Source organism: Pseudomonas sp. 1L-C-7-B-C1 (assembly GCF_057291635.1).
Map to the genome: position 1 here is coordinate 14203 of NZ_JBXAWH010000018.1, position 17627 is coordinate 31829.

General features: G+C 60.8%; 17 protein-coding genes. 4 read left to right on the top strand and 13 right to left on the bottom strand.

Features of this window, described 5'->3' with window-relative positions; all coding sequences use genetic code 11:
* Window positions 1–65 precede the first annotated feature (65 nt).
* Window positions 66–1697, bottom strand: coding sequence for a methyl-accepting chemotaxis protein (locus AC0Z8Z_RS23740; protein ID WP_485620740.1), 1632 nt, complete (start codon window positions 1695–1697; stop codon window positions 66–68).
* A gap of 542 nt (window positions 1698–2239) precedes the next feature.
* On the opposite strand from AC0Z8Z_RS23740, the gene AC0Z8Z_RS23745 reads away from it, so the two are divergent.
* Window positions 2240–2638 carry a response regulator gene (locus AC0Z8Z_RS23745; protein ID WP_485620741.1) on the top strand — a complete coding sequence of 133 codons (399 nt, stop codon included), beginning with the start codon at window positions 2240–2242 and terminating at the stop codon, window positions 2636–2638.
* Window positions 2639–2641: 3 nt separating this feature from the next.
* Here the strand turns inward: AC0Z8Z_RS23745 and AC0Z8Z_RS23750 are convergent, their stop codons facing one another.
* On the bottom strand, window positions 2642–3250 hold the full coding sequence (locus tag AC0Z8Z_RS23750) for a TetR/AcrR family transcriptional regulator (RefSeq protein ID WP_485620742.1): 609 nt from the start codon (window positions 3248–3250) through the stop codon (window positions 2642–2644).
* Window positions 3251–3474: 224 nt separating this feature from the next.
* Between AC0Z8Z_RS23750 and AC0Z8Z_RS23755 the strand changes: the two genes are divergently transcribed.
* The gene (locus AC0Z8Z_RS23755; RefSeq protein ID WP_065988731.1) at window positions 3475–3699 is read left to right on the top strand and encodes a hypothetical protein; all 225 of its coding nucleotides are present in this window, start codon (window positions 3475–3477) and stop codon (window positions 3697–3699) included.
* A gap of 138 nt (window positions 3700–3837) precedes the next feature.
* Here AC0Z8Z_RS23755 and AC0Z8Z_RS23760 read toward each other — a convergent pair whose 3' ends face one another.
* The 7 genes from AC0Z8Z_RS23760 to puuE all read right to left on the bottom strand — a co-directional run bounded on the left by AC0Z8Z_RS23760 (window position 3838) and on the right by puuE (window position 11016).
* Window positions 3838–4626: an outer membrane protein OmpK gene (locus AC0Z8Z_RS23760; RefSeq protein ID WP_485620743.1), complete on the bottom strand. Its 789-nt coding sequence runs from the start codon at window positions 4624–4626 to the stop codon at window positions 3838–3840.
* Window positions 4627–4983: 357 nt separating this feature from the next.
* Window positions 4984–6339 carry a nucleobase:cation symporter-2 family protein gene (locus tag AC0Z8Z_RS23765; RefSeq protein ID WP_485620744.1) on the bottom strand — a complete coding sequence of 452 codons (1356 nt, stop codon included), beginning with the start codon at window positions 6337–6339 and terminating at the stop codon, window positions 4984–4986.
* A gap of 131 nt (window positions 6340–6470) precedes the next feature.
* Window positions 6471–7805, bottom strand: coding sequence for a urate hydroxylase PuuD (locus tag AC0Z8Z_RS23770; protein ID WP_485620745.1), 1335 nt, complete (start codon window positions 7803–7805; stop codon window positions 6471–6473).
* A 48-nt stretch (window positions 7806–7853) separates the two neighbouring features.
* Window positions 7854–8357 (bottom strand): ureidoglycolate lyase, encoded by a 504-nt coding sequence (locus tag AC0Z8Z_RS23775; RefSeq protein WP_074889347.1) that lies wholly within the window; start codon window positions 8355–8357, stop codon window positions 7854–7856.
* A gap of 181 nt (window positions 8358–8538) precedes the next feature.
* Window positions 8539–9534 carry an allantoicase gene (alc, locus tag AC0Z8Z_RS23780; protein ID WP_485620746.1) on the bottom strand — a complete coding sequence of 332 codons (996 nt, stop codon included), beginning with the start codon at window positions 9532–9534 and terminating at the stop codon, window positions 8539–8541.
* 43 nt (window positions 9535–9577) lie between these two features.
* A complete protein-coding gene (gene uraD, locus AC0Z8Z_RS23785; RefSeq protein ID WP_485620747.1) occupies window positions 9578–10093 on the bottom strand; it encodes a 2-oxo-4-hydroxy-4-carboxy-5-ureidoimidazoline decarboxylase in 516 nt (171 codons plus the stop codon).
* The gene (puuE, locus tag AC0Z8Z_RS23790; RefSeq protein WP_485620748.1) at window positions 10090–11016 is read right to left on the bottom strand and encodes an allantoinase PuuE; all 927 of its coding nucleotides are present in this window, start codon (window positions 11014–11016) and stop codon (window positions 10090–10092) included. Before puuE ends, uraD begins: the two co-directional genes overlap by 4 nt.
* A 398-nt stretch (window positions 11017–11414) precedes the next feature.
* On the opposite strand from puuE, the gene uraH reads away from it, so the two are divergent.
* Complete coding sequence (gene uraH, locus AC0Z8Z_RS23795; RefSeq protein WP_485620749.1) at window positions 11415–11768, top strand: hydroxyisourate hydrolase; 354 nt, start codon at window positions 11415–11417, stop codon at window positions 11766–11768.
* 99 nt (window positions 11769–11867) lie between these two features.
* On the opposite strand, the gene AC0Z8Z_RS23800 is transcribed toward uraH, so the two are convergent.
* Together AC0Z8Z_RS23800 and AC0Z8Z_RS23805 are read right to left on the bottom strand one after the other, a co-directional pair.
* The gene (locus AC0Z8Z_RS23800; RefSeq protein ID WP_122622641.1) at window positions 11868–12494 is read right to left on the bottom strand and encodes a LysE family translocator; all 627 of its coding nucleotides are present in this window, start codon (window positions 12492–12494) and stop codon (window positions 11868–11870) included.
* Between the two features lie 110 nt (window positions 12495–12604).
* The gene (locus AC0Z8Z_RS23805; RefSeq protein WP_485620750.1) at window positions 12605–13951 is read right to left on the bottom strand and encodes an NCS2 family permease; all 1347 of its coding nucleotides are present in this window, start codon (window positions 13949–13951) and stop codon (window positions 12605–12607) included.
* Between the two features lie 358 nt (window positions 13952–14309).
* Here AC0Z8Z_RS23805 and AC0Z8Z_RS23810 point away from each other — a divergent pair, with 358 nt between their 5' ends.
* The gene (locus AC0Z8Z_RS23810; protein WP_192174191.1) at window positions 14310–15074 is read left to right on the top strand and encodes a GntR family transcriptional regulator; all 765 of its coding nucleotides are present in this window, start codon (window positions 14310–14312) and stop codon (window positions 15072–15074) included.
* 260 nt (window positions 15075–15334) lie between these two features.
* On the opposite strand, the gene guaD is transcribed toward AC0Z8Z_RS23810, so the two are convergent.
* Together guaD and xdhC are read right to left on the bottom strand one after the other, a co-directional pair.
* On the bottom strand, window positions 15335–16651 hold the full coding sequence (guaD, locus tag AC0Z8Z_RS23815) for a guanine deaminase (RefSeq protein WP_485620751.1): 1317 nt from the start codon (window positions 16649–16651) through the stop codon (window positions 15335–15337).
* A 24-nt stretch (window positions 16652–16675) separates the two neighbouring features.
* Window positions 16676–17515: a xanthine dehydrogenase accessory protein XdhC gene (xdhC, locus tag AC0Z8Z_RS23820; protein WP_485620752.1), complete on the bottom strand. Its 840-nt coding sequence runs from the start codon at window positions 17513–17515 to the stop codon at window positions 16676–16678.
* Between the last annotated feature and the right edge of the window lie 112 nt (window positions 17516–17627).

Consider the following 17627-nt stretch of genomic DNA (forward strand, 5'->3'; position numbering starts at 1 on the left):
GCCACTCTCGCTGACACACCGCATATCCCTGTGGGACCGGCTTCAGCCGGGAAGGCGTCAGTTGCTTAAACCCGAAACTGCCGCAACAACCCATTCAGCTGTTCACTCAACCCCTTGAGCTGATGGCTCGCCGCGCTGGACTGTTCCGCCGCCACCGCCGTGCTCTGGGACAACTGCGCCGCCTGAGTGACGTTCTGGTTGATGTCTTCCACCACATGGGATTGCTCAAGGGTCGCGCTGGCGATGGAGGCGTTGAGGCCGTTGAGGTTGCGCAGCGCCTGGCTGATCGAGGTCAGGCTTTTGCCGGCCAGATTGGCCTGCTCGATGGTCAGCTGCGACGAACGACTGCTGTCGGCGATCACTTTCACCGCCGCATCCGAATGCGCCTGCAGGCGCTCGATCATCGCCTGGATTTCCGCCGTGGATTTCTGCGTGCGCTGGGCCAGCAGGCGTACTTCGTCTGCCACTACGGCGAAACCACGGCCGTGATCACCGGCGCGGGCGGCTTCGATGGCGGCGTTGAGCGCCAGCAGGTTGGTCTGCTCGGCAATTGAACTGATCACCTCCAGCACGCCGCCGATTTGCGTGCTTTCGCTGGCCAGTGTGCGAATCACTTCCACAGCCTGATCGATCGTCCCGGACAGGTGCCCGATCTGCCTCAGGCTGCTGTCGATGTTGGCCTGACCCTGCTGCGCCTGGGACTCGGCGTTGCGCATCTCGCTGGCGGCGTGCTCGGCGTTCTTCGCTACGTCCTGCACGCCGTAAGTGACCTCATTGACCGCCGTCGCCACCTGCTCCATCTGCAACGACTGCTGCTGGCTGCGTTCCTGGGCTTGTATCGCATTGCTGCCCAGCTCACTGGACGCCTGACCAAGGCCGACGGCCGAGGATTGCAACTCGCTGACCACGCCACGCAGCTTGGCGGTAAACGCGTTGAAGTGCCGGGCCAGTTGGGTGACTTCGTCGTTGCCCTGAGTTGCCAGGGTGCGGGTCAGGTCGCTTTCCCCGCTGGCAATGTTGGCCATCGCCTCGACGGTGGCCTTGAGCGGGCCGGCGATGCTGCGCGCGATCAGAATCAACAGCAGCGCCATGACCAGAATGATCCCGGCACTGATCGACAGCGCCTTGACCACCTGCTTGTAGAACTCGGCCTGCACGTCATCGATGTAGACGCCTGAGCCGATGATCCAGCCCCACGGCGCGAACAGCGAAATGTAGGAGGTCTTGCCCACCGCGTCAGTGGCGCCGGGCTTGGGCCAGCGGTAGTTGACCATGCCGGCGCCTTTGGCCTTGGCCAGTGTCAACATCTCGTTGAAGACCTGAAAGCCGTCCGGGTCTTTGATGCCGGACAGGTCTTGGCCCACCAGCTTGGGGTTGGCCGGGTGCATGATCATCACCGGGCGCAGGTCGTTGATCCAGAAGTAGTCGGTCTGGTTGTAGCGCAGCCCGCGAATGGCATCCATCGCCTGCTGCTGCGCTTGTTCGCGGGTGAGGGTCCCGGCGGTTTCCAGGCCATGGTAGAAGTCGAGCAGGCCGCTGGCGGTCTGCACCACGTGCATGGTCTTGATGGTTTTGGCTTCATACAGATCGTCGTGGATCTGCTTGAGCATCGCCGCCGCCAGTGTAAACAGCATCACCACGGCGACGATGAGAATCAGCCACAAACGCCGGCTGATCGAGAGATTGCGCATATTCATGATCGTCACTCCGCTTCTTTATTCTTCTTGTCCGGGCAGGCCGCCCTGTCAGCGCTTGCACGACAGCGCATTGACCCGCGCCCTTTAACGAAGGGAAGCCACGGTGTCATTAAGCGTCTCGGCCTGACCGGTATAAACCTGAGCGTGGACGCAGGCAACTGACACAGGTATAGCGAAAGGCTTACACGACCTGAGGAACTTGGCTCTAGGTTGTAACACGCGCTCGCGGTACATTGGATCCATCAACTGCAGCAACGGATCGCTGCAGGATCAAGGACGATCGACCGTTGCCAGGCATTGGCGGCCAACAGGAAGTTGGACGGTGTTGCACAAACCCGCTTCGGCGGGTTTTTTATTGCCTGCGATTTGGCGAACACCCTTGTGTACCCATTCATTTGCCGAATCTGTACAACGTTTCGACCAAATGTTGCTTCCCGATGGAATTTCCGGCGCTTGCGCCGCTCACAGTACGGACTACACCCGAGTCCAGGACAGGGCCGGCCGGGCAGGCATGGGAAATAATTATTGTGGATGTGGCGCAAATGGCAGCAGACGTACCAAACATGGGACTCATTCTGGTGGTTGAGGACGAGCAAATCATTCGCGAGTTTGTGTGCGAGATCCTCGCTGATGAAGGCTTCGCCACCCATGCGATGGAGACTGCAGACGAGGCGGCGACGTACCTCGAAAGCAACTCGGGCGACGTGGCGCTCCTTCTCACCGATATCCTCATGCCGGGCAGCTTGAACGGTGCGGACCTTGCGAACCTGTCGAGCAACAAGTACCCGCACATTCCGATCCTGATCATGTCAGGTCATGAAACGCCAGAGAGCTCCGGTGTCGTAAATCCGGTCGAGTTCATCCGCAAGCCCTGGAGCTTCGGCCAGCTGTTACAAGGCGTGAACAGGGCCTTGGGCTACGACAAAGAAGAAAGCCAATGACCCTCAGCGGTCCGGCTCACAGCCCTTGAGTACCAGCCGGACGATGGTCTGCGCGGCGGCTTCGTAATCAGCGTCGTCCAGACTTGCTTTGCCCGTCACCGTGGAAATCTGCCAGTCGAAGTCGGCATAGGTCTGGGTTGCGGCCCAAATGCTGAACATCAGGTGATGGGGGTCGATCGGCGCAATCAGGCCGTCATCGATCCAGCCCTGAACGCATTCGATGTTGTGCCGGGCCTGCCCATTGAGTTGCTCAACTTGTTCGGGTGTCAGATGCGGCGCGCCGTGCATGATCTCGCTGGCAAACACCTTTGAGGCGAAGGGCAGGTCGCGAGAGATGCGGATCTTGGAGCGGATATAACGCGTCAACACGTCAGCGGGCACGCCCTCGCGATTGAATGGCGTGGACGCCTGCATGATCGGCTCGATGATGCTTTCGAGCACCTCGCGATACAGGTTGTCCTTGGACTTGAAGTAGTAATAGACGTTGGGCTTGGGCACACCCGCCTTGGCGGCGATGTCGCTGGTCTTGCTGGCGGCGAACCCCTTGTCGGCAAATTCCTCGCTGGCTGCGCGCAGGATCAGTTCTTTGTTGCGCTCGCGGATGCTGCTCATAAACCGGTCTGTCCTTGCCTGCTCGGCGGTGGCGAATGTTAGCACCGGCCTCCCGACAGGCTCAACATTGTCACTGCCACCCGACCCCGTCCCTTCCCCGCACCGGCTTGCCGCTGTTTCAATGGCGCGCCAGTGGTATTGTGTGGCGGGTTGTACCGAGAGCAGTAGCAGAACTGGCGCCTTATCAAGGCTGAACGCGTATTCGGTGGCGAGGTGTCGGCAGCATGAACAGCCCATTGTTTTCCAGCGTCGTTGCGTATGCCCAGCATTGCGAGCGGCAGTTGGTTGAAATCCTGCACCGCCGGCCGACGCTCGACCGGCAGCAGGTCATGACCTGGGTCGACGAGCAGAGTCATGCGATGAAGGACCGTGATCCCCTCGACCTGTTGCGCTCGCTGAATGCGAGGGTGCGAGCGGGCAAGCCGCTGCCGTGGGAAGGGCACTCCTGAAAGGGGGTTGTCAGCAGGCCTTGAGAAAGTGACAGCGCCGGATCAGCCACCCGCCCGGGTGTCTGATCCGTTGCGTTCCACGCCGGTTGATAACGATCTTCCCGGTCAGCCAGTAGTCGGCCTCAGATCAATCTTTACTTAGAAGAACACTTTCACCAGCAAACTCGCGGTGTTCTGGTCGGTATCGAAAGAGCGCGTGTCGTTGATGCCGTACTTGTTGCTCCAGTAGTCGTATTCGACGCCCACATACAACTGCCGGTCCGGAAGATTAAGCGCCTTGCCCAGGTCGTATTTGATCTGCGGGTTGAAGTGCAGGTTGGAGTGGTAATCGCCTTTGCTGTTGGACTGTTTATTGTCCACGACCCAGTCCATGAAACCGTCGATGAGAATGTCGGACTTGCCCACCGGAATCGTGTAGGACCAGACCGGCGTAATCTGCCAGGCGCCATAGCCTGCGCGGTGGCCGTCGGTGTAACGCTTGTAGAAGTTGAGCTGGAAGTAGTCAAAGCCAGGCACCTTCAAGTCAAAACCCGGGCCGATCAGATATGACTCGACATCCCCTTCGCCAAACTCGTACGTCGTCGCCAACAACACGTCAGTGATCGGCCCCAGCTGAAACTTCTGATCGAAGATCTTGCCCAGGGACAGGCGAGGGGAGATCTCCCCGTACGTCGATGCGTTGCCCAGGCTGCCGTCTTTTTCACCGTTGTAGCTGATGTAATCGAGGAACACGAAGTTATCGCCGTATTTCCAGCCATCGGCATGTTCGTAGGTGAACGTCTGCTGGTTCTCAGGGTTCACGGCGAAGTTCTTGCCGTAAAGGTAAGTCAGGCTGTTGCTCTGCCACTGCAGCAGATCACCCGACATGGCAGGCGCGGCCGCCAGCAGGCTACTGGCGGCCATCAGGCTGGAAAGCGTGCGGTTCATGTAAGACTCCCTTGGATTGACGTCGTGGTTTTTTTCGAACGGACGCTCTGTTATGGCGCCTTGGGTTTAATTAACTAAGTTGTCTGTTTGGTCAGCTTTGAGTGGTTAGCAAGAGCTGAGCCAACACCTTGAAAAAAGACAAAAAAGTCCTGCCGGCTGTTTAAAGAACAGTCGATTGGTCGTTTTTTCGATGCCGTTTGGAAGATGCACGGGCTGATCGGAGAGTTGTCCGGTCAGTCAGGTTAGTTGCAGTGTTGTTATTGGGCTGAATTCGAGCGGCGGCGGAGGATACTGGCTCGCGCAGCCGTGCTCAAGTGCTCTGTCACAGAGCACTCCCGTCGAAAACAGGGCAACCCCTCAGTGTGAATGCAGCGGCCCGGCCATCGCTGCACGCTCGGCACCGCCCAGCACGTTGAACAGCAGGTTCAGCAGCACGGCGCTCAATGTCGCCATGGCGATGCCGCTGTGGGTGATCGGCCCCATCCACTGTGGCAACTGGCTGAAGAATTCCGGCCTTACCACCGGGATCAGGCCCATGCCGATGCTCACCGCCACCAGCAGCTGATTACGCCGATCGGCGATGTCCGCCTCCTGGAGGATCTTGATCCCGGTGGCGGCGACCATCCCGAACATGGCGATGGCCGCGCCGCCCAGTACGGCGGGCGGAATCGAGGCCACCAGATAAGCCGCTTTCGGCAGCAGGCTGAGGAGGATGAGAAACCCGCCCGCGACGATGGTCACCGAGCGGCAGCGCACGCCGGTCATCTGCACCAAGCCGATGTTCTGCGCAAACGAGGAGTGGGTGAAGGTGTTGAGAAAGCCCGCAAGAAACGAGGCTGCCGCGTCGCAGAGCAGGCCCCGACGCAGCATGCCGGGCGTGACGTCGCGGTCGGTGATCTTGCCCAGGGCGAGGAACATTCCTGTGGATTCGACGAAAATAATCACCACCACCAGGCACATCGACAGGATCGGCGCGAGACTGAATTGCGGCAGGCCGAAGTGCAGGGGCGTGACCACCTTCAGCCATTCGGCCTGACCCAGTCCACTGAGGTCGACCATGCCGATGAAGCCGGAGAGGATGTAGCCCAGGCCCATACCGATCAGCACCGAGATGTTCACCCAGAAGCCGCGCATGAAGCGGTTGATCAGCAAAATCGTCAGCAACACCAGCGCGGCGACGCCGAGGTAGACCGGGTCGCCGAAGCTCACCGCCTTGCTGCCGCCGCCCGCCCAGTTGACCGCCACCGGAAACAGCGACAGGCCAATCGAGGTGATCACCGTGCCGGTCACCAGCGGCGGGAAGAAGCGCACGATTTTCGACATGAACGGGGCGATCAGCATGCCGAAGAAGCCTGCTGCGATGGTCGCGCCGAAGATCCCCGGCAGGCCGACGCCGCTCATTCCGGCCATCGCCACCATGCTGCCGACGGCGGCGAAGCTGGCGCCCATCATGATCGGCATGCGAATCCCCAGCGGACCGATGCCCAGGGATTGCACCACTGTGGCGATGCCGGCGACCAGCAGGTCGGCGTTGATCAGAAAGGCGATTTCTTCCCGGGAAAGCCCGGCGGCCTGGCCGATGATCAGCGGCACCGCAACGGCACCGCCGTACATCAACAGAACGTGTTGCAGGCCCACCAGGATCAGTTGCAGCAGTGGCAGGGGCTGTCGTGGCGGCGCGGCAGGGATGCGCGCGTGAGTTGACTCGGACATGCAACACCTCATTTGTTCTTATTTTGGGGTTGAAGCGGGTGGAGCGGTTAGCTGCAAGCTGCAAGCTGCAAGCTAAAGCCGACCGCTTACTGCTTCTAGCTTGTGGCTTGCCGCTTGCCGCTTGCAGCTGCTTAGTTCGCCTGCGCCCCTTTATCGATCCATTGCCCCAGCAGGTCGCGTTCCTGTTGGGTCATCTGGGTGATGTTGCCCAGCGGCATGATCTGCGCGGTCACGGCCTGGGCCTGAATGCGCGGGGCCAGTTGCTGGATCTGTTGCGGCGTGTCGAACATGATCCCGGCCGGCGCGCTGCTGAACAGCGGGCTGGTGGGTTTGGCAGAGTGGCAGACGGTGCAGCGTTCCTGAATCACGCTGTGGACCTTCTCGAAATCAACACCGCCGCTGCTGGCTTGCGCCGGTTGGGCTGCGGCCTCTGCGGCAGGTGCCGGGGCGGCGGCAGGGGCTGGCGCTGGTGCGACCTCAGGCTTCGCCTCGTCGGCGCGATGGCCACCGATGGCCGTACCCGGCAGCGGCTGGTACTGAATTTTCTCCGCCACGTCCGGGCCACGGGTCATTTGCGCCGGGCCGGTGACGTAGGCCAGGCAAATCATTCCCAGTGCCCCGACCGGCAAGGCCCAGGCGTATTTGTGGCTGTTGTGACGGGTGTTGAAGAAGTGACGCACCAGCACCGCACACACTGCGATCCCGGCCAGGATCAGCCAGTTGTACTGACTGCCGTAGGTGCTCGGGAAGTGGTTGCTGATCATGATGAACAGCACCGGCAGGGTGAAGTAGTTGTTGTGCCGTGAACGCAGCAGGCCTTTGGCAGGCAGCGACGGGTCCGGCGTGCGGTTCTCGGCGATGGCGGCAACCAGCGCGCGCTGGGCCGGCATGATGATGCGCAGCACGTTGCCGACCATGATGGTGCCAATGATTGCGCCGGTGTGCAGGTAAGCCGCCCGCCCGCTGAACACCTGGCTGAAGCCGAAGCAGGCCGCGATCACCAGCACGAACAGTACGAGGCCCAACAGGGCGGGGCGCTTGCCCAAGGGCGAATCGCAGAGGATGTCGTAGATCGTCCAGCTGGCGATCAATGAACCGACGCCGATGGCGATGCCGGCGCCGCCGCTCAGCGTGCTGCCGGGTGCCAGCAGGTAAAGGGTGGGGTTGGAATAGAACACGATGCACAGCAGCGCGACGCCCGACATCCACGTCCAGTAGGCTTCCCATTTGAACCAGTGCAGGTCGTCCGGCATGGTAGGTGGGGCCAGTTTGTACTTTTCCAGGTGATAGATACCGCCGCCGTGAATCGCCCAGAGGTCGCCCGACAGCCCGTCACGGGGGTTGGCGCGGTTGAGGTTGTTCTCCAGCCAGACGAAATAAAAGGACGCGCCAATCCAGGCGATCCCGACGATCATGTGAATCCAGCGCACGCCCAGATTCATCCATTCCATCAGATGTGCAGCCACAGTCTTTACCCTTTGCCTTCCACCGCTTAGCGGGTGGTCGGGCCCTTCTTATAGTTGGGGATCGAGAACCATCTTCTGACTCTCTTCGAAGAAATGCTCATCGCAGTTATTGCCACTGCCACTGCGATCAACCACCAGGAAGTCATCCCGCTTTTCGATCGTCAGCACCGGGTGGTGCCAGACGCCGCGATGGTAATTAACACCCTGCCTGCCATTGGTGATGAAGGCGCGGGTCAACTCGGGTTCAGGTGCATCGCCAAGTGGCGCGACCACGACCAGAAAAGGATGGCCGAGCAGCGGAATGAAAGCCTGGCTGCCCAGCGGGTGGCGCTCCAGCATGCTGATGGTCAACGGCATGTCCAGCGCCTCGGCACGGAAAATGCTGATGATCGCCTTGTCGTCCGGCGTGGCCGTTTCAACCTCGGCCAGACGGTGAAAGCGCATGGTCGAGCCGTTGTTGATCATGAAATGATCGCTGCCATCGGTTTCGATGACATCGCCGAACGGGGCGAAGGCTGCCTTGGTCAACGGCTCGATGATCAGTGTGCGCATGCGGGGTCTTCTTTCTCGAAATTCGTAAATTGAGGTGCATCTGGCGTAGACGTGAACTCTGTGGGAGCCGAGCTTGCTCGCGAAGAGGCCAGTGAATTCACCCCATCTCCGGCGATCATCCCACCGCATTCGCGAGCAAGCTCGCTCCCACAGTTAACCGCTCAGCCGCGCTCGTCAGGCGTTATTTCGCAACCTTGCCCAACACCCGCAACCGGCTCACACCGCCATCCGGGAACACGTTCAGGCGGATATGGGTAATCGGCCCCAGCGCCTTGATCTGCTCGACAAAGGTGTGTTCGGCGTGCATTTCCAGCTTCTGGCTCGGCAGCAGTTCGCGCCAGAACAGGCTCTGGGTCTCGATCTGGCTGTCGGTACCGCCTTTGACGAAAGCGGCCTGAATCGAGCAGCTGTCCGGGTAGTTGCCCTTGAAGTGCAGGGTGTCGACGACAATCTGCTCAACCTCGCCCGCATGTCCCAGCGCCACGATCACCCAGTCATTGCCAGGGGTGCGGCGACGGGCGGTTTCCCAGCCGTCGCCCATGTTCACGCCACGGCCGGGGTTGAGGATATTGCTCATGCGCCCGAAATGCTCGTCGGAGCAGGCCAGCGCACGACCACCATTCAGCGCAGCGGCCAGATCGATCTGCTCGTTGTCACCCACCGCCGACCAGTCCCGATGAGGCACGCCGTACACCCGCAGACGGGCCACGCCGCCGTCCGGGTAGATGTTGAAACGCAAATGACTGTAGGCCTTGGCGTCAGCGATCTCGTGGTAGTGGTGGCTGTCACCCTTGAGCTCGACGGCGGGCAGCACTTCGGTCCATTCGGTGTGCTCGTCCGGCTCGCCCGAGGCCAGGAAGCACGCTTCTAGCGAGGCCGAGGGCGGGTAGTTGCCGGTGAAGAACGAGGTGTCGATGTTCACGCCCTTGATCGAACCGGCGACGCCCAGACGGATCACTGCACTGTCGTAACCTTCGAAGCGCTTGCGGCGCGACTCCCAGCCGTCCATCCACTTGCCGTTGTCGTCGAACACGCCTTCTTTCCAGACCGCAGGGGTCGGCTGGAACAGGCGGTTGGCGTCGGCGAACCAGTCATCGGTGACGGAAAGGATCTTCGTCCCCAGACGCGCATCGGCCAGGTTGACGAACTTCTCGAAGGGTGCGGCGTAAGCTTTCATTCTTTTTGTCTGCCTTAGATAGGGGGGGCGTGGGAACGGTCGGTCAGAGGGCTTGCAGGCGGAACATCGCGATCTTGTTGATCTCGGCGAGGGCGCAGGCAAACTCGGCGTCGGCCGTGTTGTGAATGCGCGTCTCGAAAGCCGCGAGGATCTGATGCCGGTTGCTGCCTTTTACCGCCATGATGAAGGGGAACGCGAACGTCGCTTTATAGGCGTCGTTCAGCTCGGTGAAGCGCTGAAACTCTTCGGCCGTGCATTGGTGGATACCGGCGCCAGCCTGTTCAGAGGTACTGGCTTCGGTCAGTTGGCCTTGCACGGCGGCTTTGCCGGCAAGGTCCGGGTGAGCGTTGATCAGCGCCAGTTGCGCGGCGTGATCGGCACTCAACAGGATGTCGCTCATGCGTGCGTGCAGCGTCTCGATGTCATCGAGCTCGTGCAGCTGGCCCCGGTCGTACGCCTGTTTGGCAACCCAGGGCGAGTGTTCGTAGATGTCGGCGAACGCCTGGACGAATTCGTCGCGGCTGAGGGAAGAGGGCGTCAGGATCTGAAAACGGCTCATTCGGCAGCTCCGTTGAAGGGATGAACCTGGTGCCAGTGCCGCGCGATCTCGACGCGACGGGCGAACCAGACCTGCTCGTGACCTTTGACGTACTGAAGAAAACGCTGCAGCGACGCCAGTCGGGCAGGGCGGCCGATCAACCGGCAGTGCAGGCCGATCGACAGCATCTTCGGCGCCTCGGCGCCTTCAGCGTAGAGCACGTCGAAGGCGTCTTTCAGGTAATCGAAAAAGTCATCGCCCTTGTTGAAACCCTGCACCTGGGTGAAACGCATGTCGTTGGTGTCCAGAGTGTAGGGGATCACCAGATGCGGCTTGCCGGCGGGAGTGTTCGGCTCCCAATAGGGCAGGTCGTCGTCATAGGTGTCGCAGTCGTAGAGAAAACCGCCTTCCTCCATCACCAGTCGCCGGGTGTTGGGGCCGGTGCGCCCGGTGTACCAGCCCAGTGGACGCTCGCCGGTGAGTTCGGTGAGGATGCGGATCGCTTCGAGCATGTGCTCGCGCTCCTGGGCCTCGTCCATGTTCTGGTAGTCGATCCAGCGATAGCCGTGGCTGCAGATCTCATGGCCGGCGTCGACCATGGCGCGGATCACGTCCGGATGACGCTGGGCGGCCATGGCCACCGCGAAAATGGTGAGCGGGATATCGAATTGCTTGAACAGCTTGAGCACGCGCCACACGCCGGCGCGGCTGCCGTATTCATAGAGCGATTCCATGCTCATGTTGCGCTGGCCCTGCAGCGGTTGCGCGGCGACCATTTCGGAGAGGAACGCTTCGGACTCCTTGTCGCCATGCAGAATGTTGCGCTCGCCGCCTTCCTCGAAATTGAGCACGAACGATAGCGCGATACGGGCATTGCCTGGCCAGCGGGGATGGGGCGGGTTACTGCCGTAACCGATCAGGTCGCGTGGGTAGTCGGCGCTCACTGCAATCTTCCTTATCTAGCCTGTGTTCTGTGGCGGTGGTCGTCAGGGCGATGCATCAAGGTGCCGCGACGGTCATTGCGATGGTGAGATTGTATACAACTTTTTTTACAACTTGTAACCCTGTTTTTTCACTTCCCGCCGCTCTGGGCCTCATGGGATCACTGTGCAAGAAACCTGCCTGAGTGGTCAGATATGCCGTTTGTTATCGCGTATTCATCTGGCTTGTGTCGCTATCCGGGGCACGGGGCCGCGGCGGGCGATCAGTGAAAATTTAGGTGATTTTAATTGTGTACAATCTGCGCTCGAACTGTCTTAATCCTGCTCATGTCTTATCGCTGATGCCCTTTTCGGGTGCAGGCCCTCTCTTAATCTCTCACTGAATGAGGCAATGACACGCCATGGGACGACTCACCACTCACGTGCTGGACGCTGCATATGGCTGCCCCGGCAGCTCAATCCGCGTCGCACTTTATCGGGTCGAGGGCGACCGGCTGGAGAAAGTCGCAGAGGCGCTGACCAACAGCGACGGTCGCTGCGACGCGCCGCTGTTGCAGGGCGATGACTACCAGTCTGGCGTCTATCAATTGCAGTTTCAGGCCGGCGAGTACTTTCGCGGCAAAGGCGTGCAGTCCGGCACGCAGGCGTTTCTCGATGAAGTGGTGCTGCGCTTCGGCATCGATGCCGGGCAAGACCATTACCACGTGCCACTGCTGATTTCGCCATACAGCTATTCGACCTATCGCGGCAGCTAGATCGCTGCCGTTTGCGGCTCCCCCTGTTCCTCTTGCCCGCCCACACTGCGGGCTTTTTTTGCCTTTGGTTTCTGCCCCGAGTTTTTGGCTTTTAAGACGTCAGCGGCTGATCAGGGCGACGGTGCCCGCAGTGCCGAACAGGCCGGCGCTGATGCGGTTGAACCAGGTCTGGCCCTTGCCCGTACGCAGATAGCGGGCCGCGCCCTGGGCGCTGAGCCCGTAGAACAATTTGCAGCTCAGGTCGAGGACGGTCCAGGTGATGATCATGGTGATCAACTGGCCGAAGAACGGCTCATCAGCCTTGAGAAACTGCGGCAGAAAGGCGGCGAAAAACAGGATGTCTTTCGGGTTGCTGCCGCCCAGCACGAAGGCGCGCCAGAACAGTGAGCCAAACGCCGGTTTGCTGGACGCCTCGGGCACTTCGGCGGCGGTGGCGGGCCGGCGCGACTGTTTCCAGCTCTGCCAGGCGAGGTAAAACAGGTACAGGCCGCCGACGATTTTCAAGGCGCTGAACAACTGCTCGGACGCCAGCAGCAAGGCGCCCAGTCCCAGGGCCGAAGCGCTGAGCAGGCAGATCGATGCGCAGACGCCGCCGAGGAAGGCGGGGTAGGAGCGCAGCAGGCCGTAATTGAGGCTGTTGCCGATCATCAGCAGTGACAGCGGCCCCGGAATCAGAATGACCACCAACGCCGCGCCGCTGAACAGCAGCCAGGTCTCGAGTGTCATGGGGTGTTCTCCTTGTTTATTCGAAAGCGCAAACGCCGCGGGCTGCGCGGCGCTTCAGGTCATGAGCGGTTACGACTACCATCCATCAGCAGTGCGGCAGCCGGAAAGCGTTACAAAAACACGAACTTGGCGATGAAGATTGCGCACAGCACCCACAGGCTGATGGAGATTTCCCGATGGCGGCCGGTGCCGGCTTTCAGCACCACGTAGGTGATGAACCCCAGCGCAATCCCGTCCGCCACCGAAAACGTCAGCGGCATCATGATCGCCGTGACGATCGCCGGAATGCTGTCGGTGGCTTCGTCCCAATCGATGTGCGCCATGCCGCCCATCATCAGCATCGCCACGTAAATCAATGCACCTGCGGTCGCGTAAGCGGGAATCATGCCAGCCAGCGGGGCGAAGAACATCGCCGCCACGAACAGCACGCCCACGGTCACGGCGGTCAGACCAGTCCGACCCCCGGCCGCCACGCCCGAGGCGCTTTCCACGTAGCTGGTGACCGGCGGCACACCGACCATCGCACCGAACACGCTGGACGCGCTGTCCGCCTTCAAGGCCCGCGAGAGGTTCTCGATGCGGCCGTCTTCGCGCACCAAACCGGCGCGCTGTGCCACACCCATGAGCGTGCCGGCGGTGTCGAACATGTGCACGAACAGAAACGCCAGCACCACGCTGATCATGCTGACGTTGAACACGCCCGCCAGGTCCATGGCCATCCAGGTTGGCGCCAGGCTCGGCGGCATGGAGAAGATACCGTTGTAATGCACCAGCCCTAGGCCCCAGCCGGCCAGCGTCACCGCGATGATGCTGATGAGGATCGCGCCGAACACCCGGTGATAACTGAGCACGGCAATCATCAGAAAGCAGATGGCGGCGAGCAGCGGACCGGGCTCGCGCAACGAACCCAGTTTGATCAGCGTCGCCGGGCTGTCGACGACGATGCCGGCGGTCTTCAGGCCGATCAGCCCGAGAAACAGACCGACCCCCGCGCCCATGGCGTAACGCAGGCTGACCGGGATGCTGTTGAGCAGCCATTCGCGTATCCGCGACAGGGTCAGGACCATGAAGATGACGCCCGAGACGAACACCGCGCCCAATGCCGTTTCCCAGCTGTAGCCCATGGTCCCGACGACGGTGTAGGTAAAGAACGCGTTCAGGCCCATCCCCGGCGCCAGGCCCACCGGCCAGTTGGCGTACAGCCCCATCAACAGACAACCCAGCGCGGCGGCGATGCAGGTCGCGACGAACGCCGCGCCATGATCAATGCCGGCGTCGGCCATGATGTTGGGGTTGACGAAGATGATGTAGGCCATGGTGATGAAGGTCGTGAGCCCTGCCAGCAGCTCGGTTCGGACGGTCGTGCCGTGCAGGCTGAGCTTGAACAGGCGTTCAAGCAGGCCTTTGCGCGGCAGCGTGAGATCCAGCGGCGTGGCTTCGGTTTTGCGACTTTCCACAGTGAAATCCTCGGGACGTTTTTGTTGTTATGACTGAGCCGGTTGCGGGCTCCGGGAGGGGTATGGACCTGTCAGGCAGATTTGTTGACTGAAAGGTCAGAAACGTGCACGAACGGATTATGCTTTTGTATACAAATAATGCAAATAATGTTTTCGATCCTGTACAGAATATTTGGCGGATTGTGTGCATAACGCCCCGTCATTTCGGGGCCTGTGCAGACTTTGCCGGCTGTGTACAATGCGCCATTACTTTTACTGTGACTTTGCCGGGATATCTGCTATTGGTTGCGCCAACAGTGGTCGTACCCGCCCTGATCACGGCAAGGCCCCGCGCCGGATTCTGTTACCACGAGTGCCCATGAACGATCAGTTGCAACCCCTCAAGAAACACTCACGCACGGCCAAGTCCGGCCGTAGCGGCACCCAGGACGACATCGTCTACGCCCACATTTTCGAGGCGATCCTCGAACAGCGTCTGGCGCCCGGCACCAAGCTGAGCGAAGAAGCCCTCGGTGAAATCTTCGGCGTCAGCCGCACCATCATTCGTCGCGCATTGTCGCGTCTGGCCCACGAAGGCGTGGTGCTGCTGCGTCCGAATCGCGGCGCGGTGGTGGCCAGCCCGAGCGTCGAAGAGGCACGACAGGTGTTCTTCGCCCGGCGTCTGGTGGAGAAGGCAATCACCGAACTGGCGGTCGAGCACGCCACGGCGGAACAGCTCAGCGAGTTGCGCCAGATGGTCAGCGACGAGCGCGACAGTTTTTCGAAAGGGGATCGCGGGGCGGGTATTCGTCTGTCGGGGGAATTCCATCTGAAGCTGGCGGAAGCGGCGAAAAACGCCCCGCTGATCAGCTTCCAGCGCAGCCTGGTCTCGCAGACCTCGCTGATCATCGCCCAGTACGAAAGCGGCAACCGCTCGCACTGCTCGTACGATGAACACACCCAACTGATCGACGCCATCGAAGCCCGCGACGCGACCCTGGCGGTGAACCTGATGATGCATCACATGGATCACATCGACAGCAAGCTCAACCTCGACGAAGACAGCGCCTCCGACGACCTCCACGCCGTGTTCTCGCACCTGATGCTGCCGAAGAAAAAAGCAGGGCGCAGCACGGCGGTCTAAATGTGGCAGTGACGGGGGTGGCGCTCCACCTTGCTCACGAATGCGGTGGGTCTGCCACATCCAGGCTGACTGACAAAACGCCTTCGCGAGCAAGCTCACTCCTACAACTGCTTAGCCGTACCCAAGATCAGCGCTGAACGCAAATCTCTTGTAGGAGCAATCTGCGGTTACGACGGTCGCGAAGCGGCGGGCCAGTGACATTACTGTCGGCTGGCACACTGCATTCGCGGGCTAGCGCTTCTACCGTTTGCGGCACTGCCTCAACGCCTATGCACCAACGCCCCCGCCGAATACGTTTCGCTCACGGCCCGGTCATCGCCCAAGGTCATCAACACAAACAGCTGCTCTTCAATGCTCGTCGCCTGACTCATGCGGTAGGAGAGCAACGGGGTGGCGTTGGAATCCAGCACCACAAAGTCCGCTTCGCTACCCGGCTGCAGATTGCCGATCTTGTCTTCCAGCCGCAGCGCCCGTGCGCCGCCCAGCGTCGCGAGATACAGCGATTTAAACGGGCTCAGTTTGGCGCCTTGAAGCTGCATCACCTTGTACGCCTCGTTCAGCGTGTGCAGCAGCGAGAAGCTCGTCCCGGCGCCGACATCGGTGCCCAGGCCGACATTGACCTTGTGTTTTTCGGCCATCGGCAAGTTGAACAGCCCACTGCCGAGAAAGAAGTTGGACGTCGGGCAGAAGGCGATGGCTGACCCGGTTTCTGCCAGGCGCTCACACTCCTGGTCGCACAGGTGCACGCCGTGGGCAAACACCGAACGCTCGCCGAGCAGGTTGAAATGGTCGTACACGTCCAGATAATTCTTGCGCTCCGGGAACAGCGCCTTGACCCACTCGACCTCCTTCAGGTTTTCACTGATGTGGGTCTGCATGTACAGGTCGGGGTATTCAGTCAGCAACTGCCCGGCGAGGGTCAATTGTTCAGGTGTACTGGTCGGGGCGAAGCGTGGGGTGACGGCGTAATGCAGGCGGCCCTTGCCGTGCCAGCGCTCGATCAGCGCCTTGCTGTCGACGTAGCTGGATTCGGCGGTGTCCACCAGATAATCCGGGGCGTTGCGGTCCATCATCACCTTGCCGGCGATCAGGCGCAGATTGAGTTTCTCGGCGGCACTGAACAGCGCCTCCACCGACTCCTTGTGCCGGCTGCCGAACACCAGCGCAGTGGTGGTGCCGTTGCGCAGCAATTCCTTGAGAAAGATGTCAGCCACCTGGGCCGAATGCTCGGGGTCTTCGAACTGTCTCTCGCAGGGAAACACGTAGGTATTCAGCCAGTCGAGCAACTGCTCACCGTAGGAACCGACCATGCCGGTCTGCGGCAAATGGATGTGAGTGTCGATGAAACCGGCGGTGATCAGCGCGTCCTGATAGCTGACGATTTCGACGTCGGCGGCGAGCGTGCCGATCAGGTCTTCGGCATTGCCGAGGGCAATGATCTTGCCGTTTTCGACCACCATCAGGCCGTCTTCGAAATACTCGTACGACGCTTCCACCGCCACGTCGGCAGGGTCGGCGATGCTGTGAATGATGGCGGCGCGGTAGGCTTTTTGGGTGGTGCTGATATCAGGGGTCATGTCAGTTGATCGTTCTTCCGGGATTCATTGGGCCTGGCTGCGGCGGGACACCGGCAGCAGCTTGGCGACAGGTTCGGCGATGGTGCTTTGCTCGCCGAAATGAGCGTTGTAGGTGGCGATCACTTCGCCGGCGATGGACACGGCGATTTCCATGGGCAGTTTGCCTTTGACTTCGGTCAGTCCCATGGGACAACGCATGCGCTGCACTGCAGCGGCGTCGAAGCCGCGATCCCGCAGGCGATGCTCGAATTTCACGCGTTTGGTTTTCGAGCCGATCAGGCCGAAATAGCTGAAATCGCCGCGCTTGAGAATCGCCTCGGTAAGCTCCAGATCCAGCTGATGGTTGTGGGTCATGACGATGCAATAGCTTCCAGCGGGGAGGTTGTCGACTTCTTCGATGACGTCCTCGCTGAGGATCTGCGTCACGCCTTCCGGCAACTGCGCAGGAAATTCGGCCTCGCGGGAATCGATCCAGCGCACGCGGCAGGGCAGGCTGGCGAGCAACGGCACCAGCGCCCGACCGACGTGGCCGGCGCCGAAAACGGCGATATGCGCCTGGGGCTGGCCCATGGGTTCGAACAGCAACACATTCACGCCGCCGCAGCACTGACCCAGGCTGGCGCCGAGGCTGAAGCGCTCGAGACGGGTTTGCTGGCTGCCGCTGGCGAGCATCTCCCGGGCGATTTCCATGGCCTTGTATTCCAGATGCCCGCCGCCGATGGTGTCGAAGATTCGCCCGGCGCTGACGACCATTTTCGAGCCGGCATTGCGCGGCGTCGAGCCACGCTCCTCGATGATCGTCACCAGCACGCAGGCCTCGCCCTGCTGCTGCAAGTCGGCGAGGGCGCTGATCCAGTTATTCATGTGATTTCTCCTGATCGGCGGGTTGGCAGATCAAACATCGTCATTGCCCGTGCTGGCCTCATCGCGAGCAAGCTCACTCCTACACGGATCGCATTTGCACTGTAAGAGTGAG

Bases quoted from the DNA above. Each gene is read 5' to 3' on its own strand.
- AC0Z8Z_RS23755 (WP_065988731.1), top strand. From the start codon at position 3,475: ATGAACAGCCCATTGTTTTCCAGCGTCGTTGCGTATGCCCAGCATTGC.
- AC0Z8Z_RS23775 (WP_074889347.1), bottom strand. From the start codon at position 8,357: ATGCGCACACTGATCATCGAGCCGTTGACCAAGGCAGCCTTCGCCCCG.
- AC0Z8Z_RS23810 (WP_192174191.1), top strand. From the start codon at position 14,310: ATGAACGATCAGTTGCAACCCCTCAAGAAACACTCACGCACGGCCAAG.
- AC0Z8Z_RS23745 (WP_485620741.1), top strand. From the start codon at position 2,240: ATGGCAGCAGACGTACCAAACATGGGACTCATTCTGGTGGTTGAGGAC.
- xdhC (WP_485620752.1), bottom strand. From the start codon at position 17,515: ATGAATAACTGGATCAGCGCCCTCGCCGACTTGCAGCAGCAGGGCGAG.
- guaD (WP_485620751.1), bottom strand. From the start codon at position 16,651: ATGACCCCTGATATCAGCACCACCCAAAAAGCCTACCGCGCCGCCATC.
- AC0Z8Z_RS23800 (WP_122622641.1), bottom strand. From the start codon at position 12,494: ATGACACTCGAGACCTGGCTGCTGTTCAGCGGCGCGGCGTTGGTGGTC.
- uraD (WP_485620747.1), bottom strand. From the start codon at position 10,093: ATGAGCCGTTTTCAGATCCTGACGCCCTCTTCCCTCAGCCGCGACGAA.
- AC0Z8Z_RS23760 (WP_485620743.1), bottom strand. From the start codon at position 4,626: ATGAACCGCACGCTTTCCAGCCTGATGGCCGCCAGTAGCCTGCTGGCG.
- uraH (WP_485620749.1), top strand. From the start codon at position 11,415: ATGGGACGACTCACCACTCACGTGCTGGACGCTGCATATGGCTGCCCC.
- alc (WP_485620746.1), bottom strand. From the start codon at position 9,534: ATGAAAGCTTACGCCGCACCCTTCGAGAAGTTCGTCAACCTGGCCGAT.
- AC0Z8Z_RS23750 (WP_485620742.1), bottom strand. From the start codon at position 3,250: ATGAGCAGCATCCGCGAGCGCAACAAAGAACTGATCCTGCGCGCAGCC.
- AC0Z8Z_RS23765 (WP_485620744.1), bottom strand. From the start codon at position 6,339: ATGTCCGAGTCAACTCACGCGCGCATCCCTGCCGCGCCGCCACGACAG.
- AC0Z8Z_RS23740 (WP_485620740.1), bottom strand. From the start codon at position 1,697: ATGAATATGCGCAATCTCTCGATCAGCCGGCGTTTGTGGCTGATTCTC.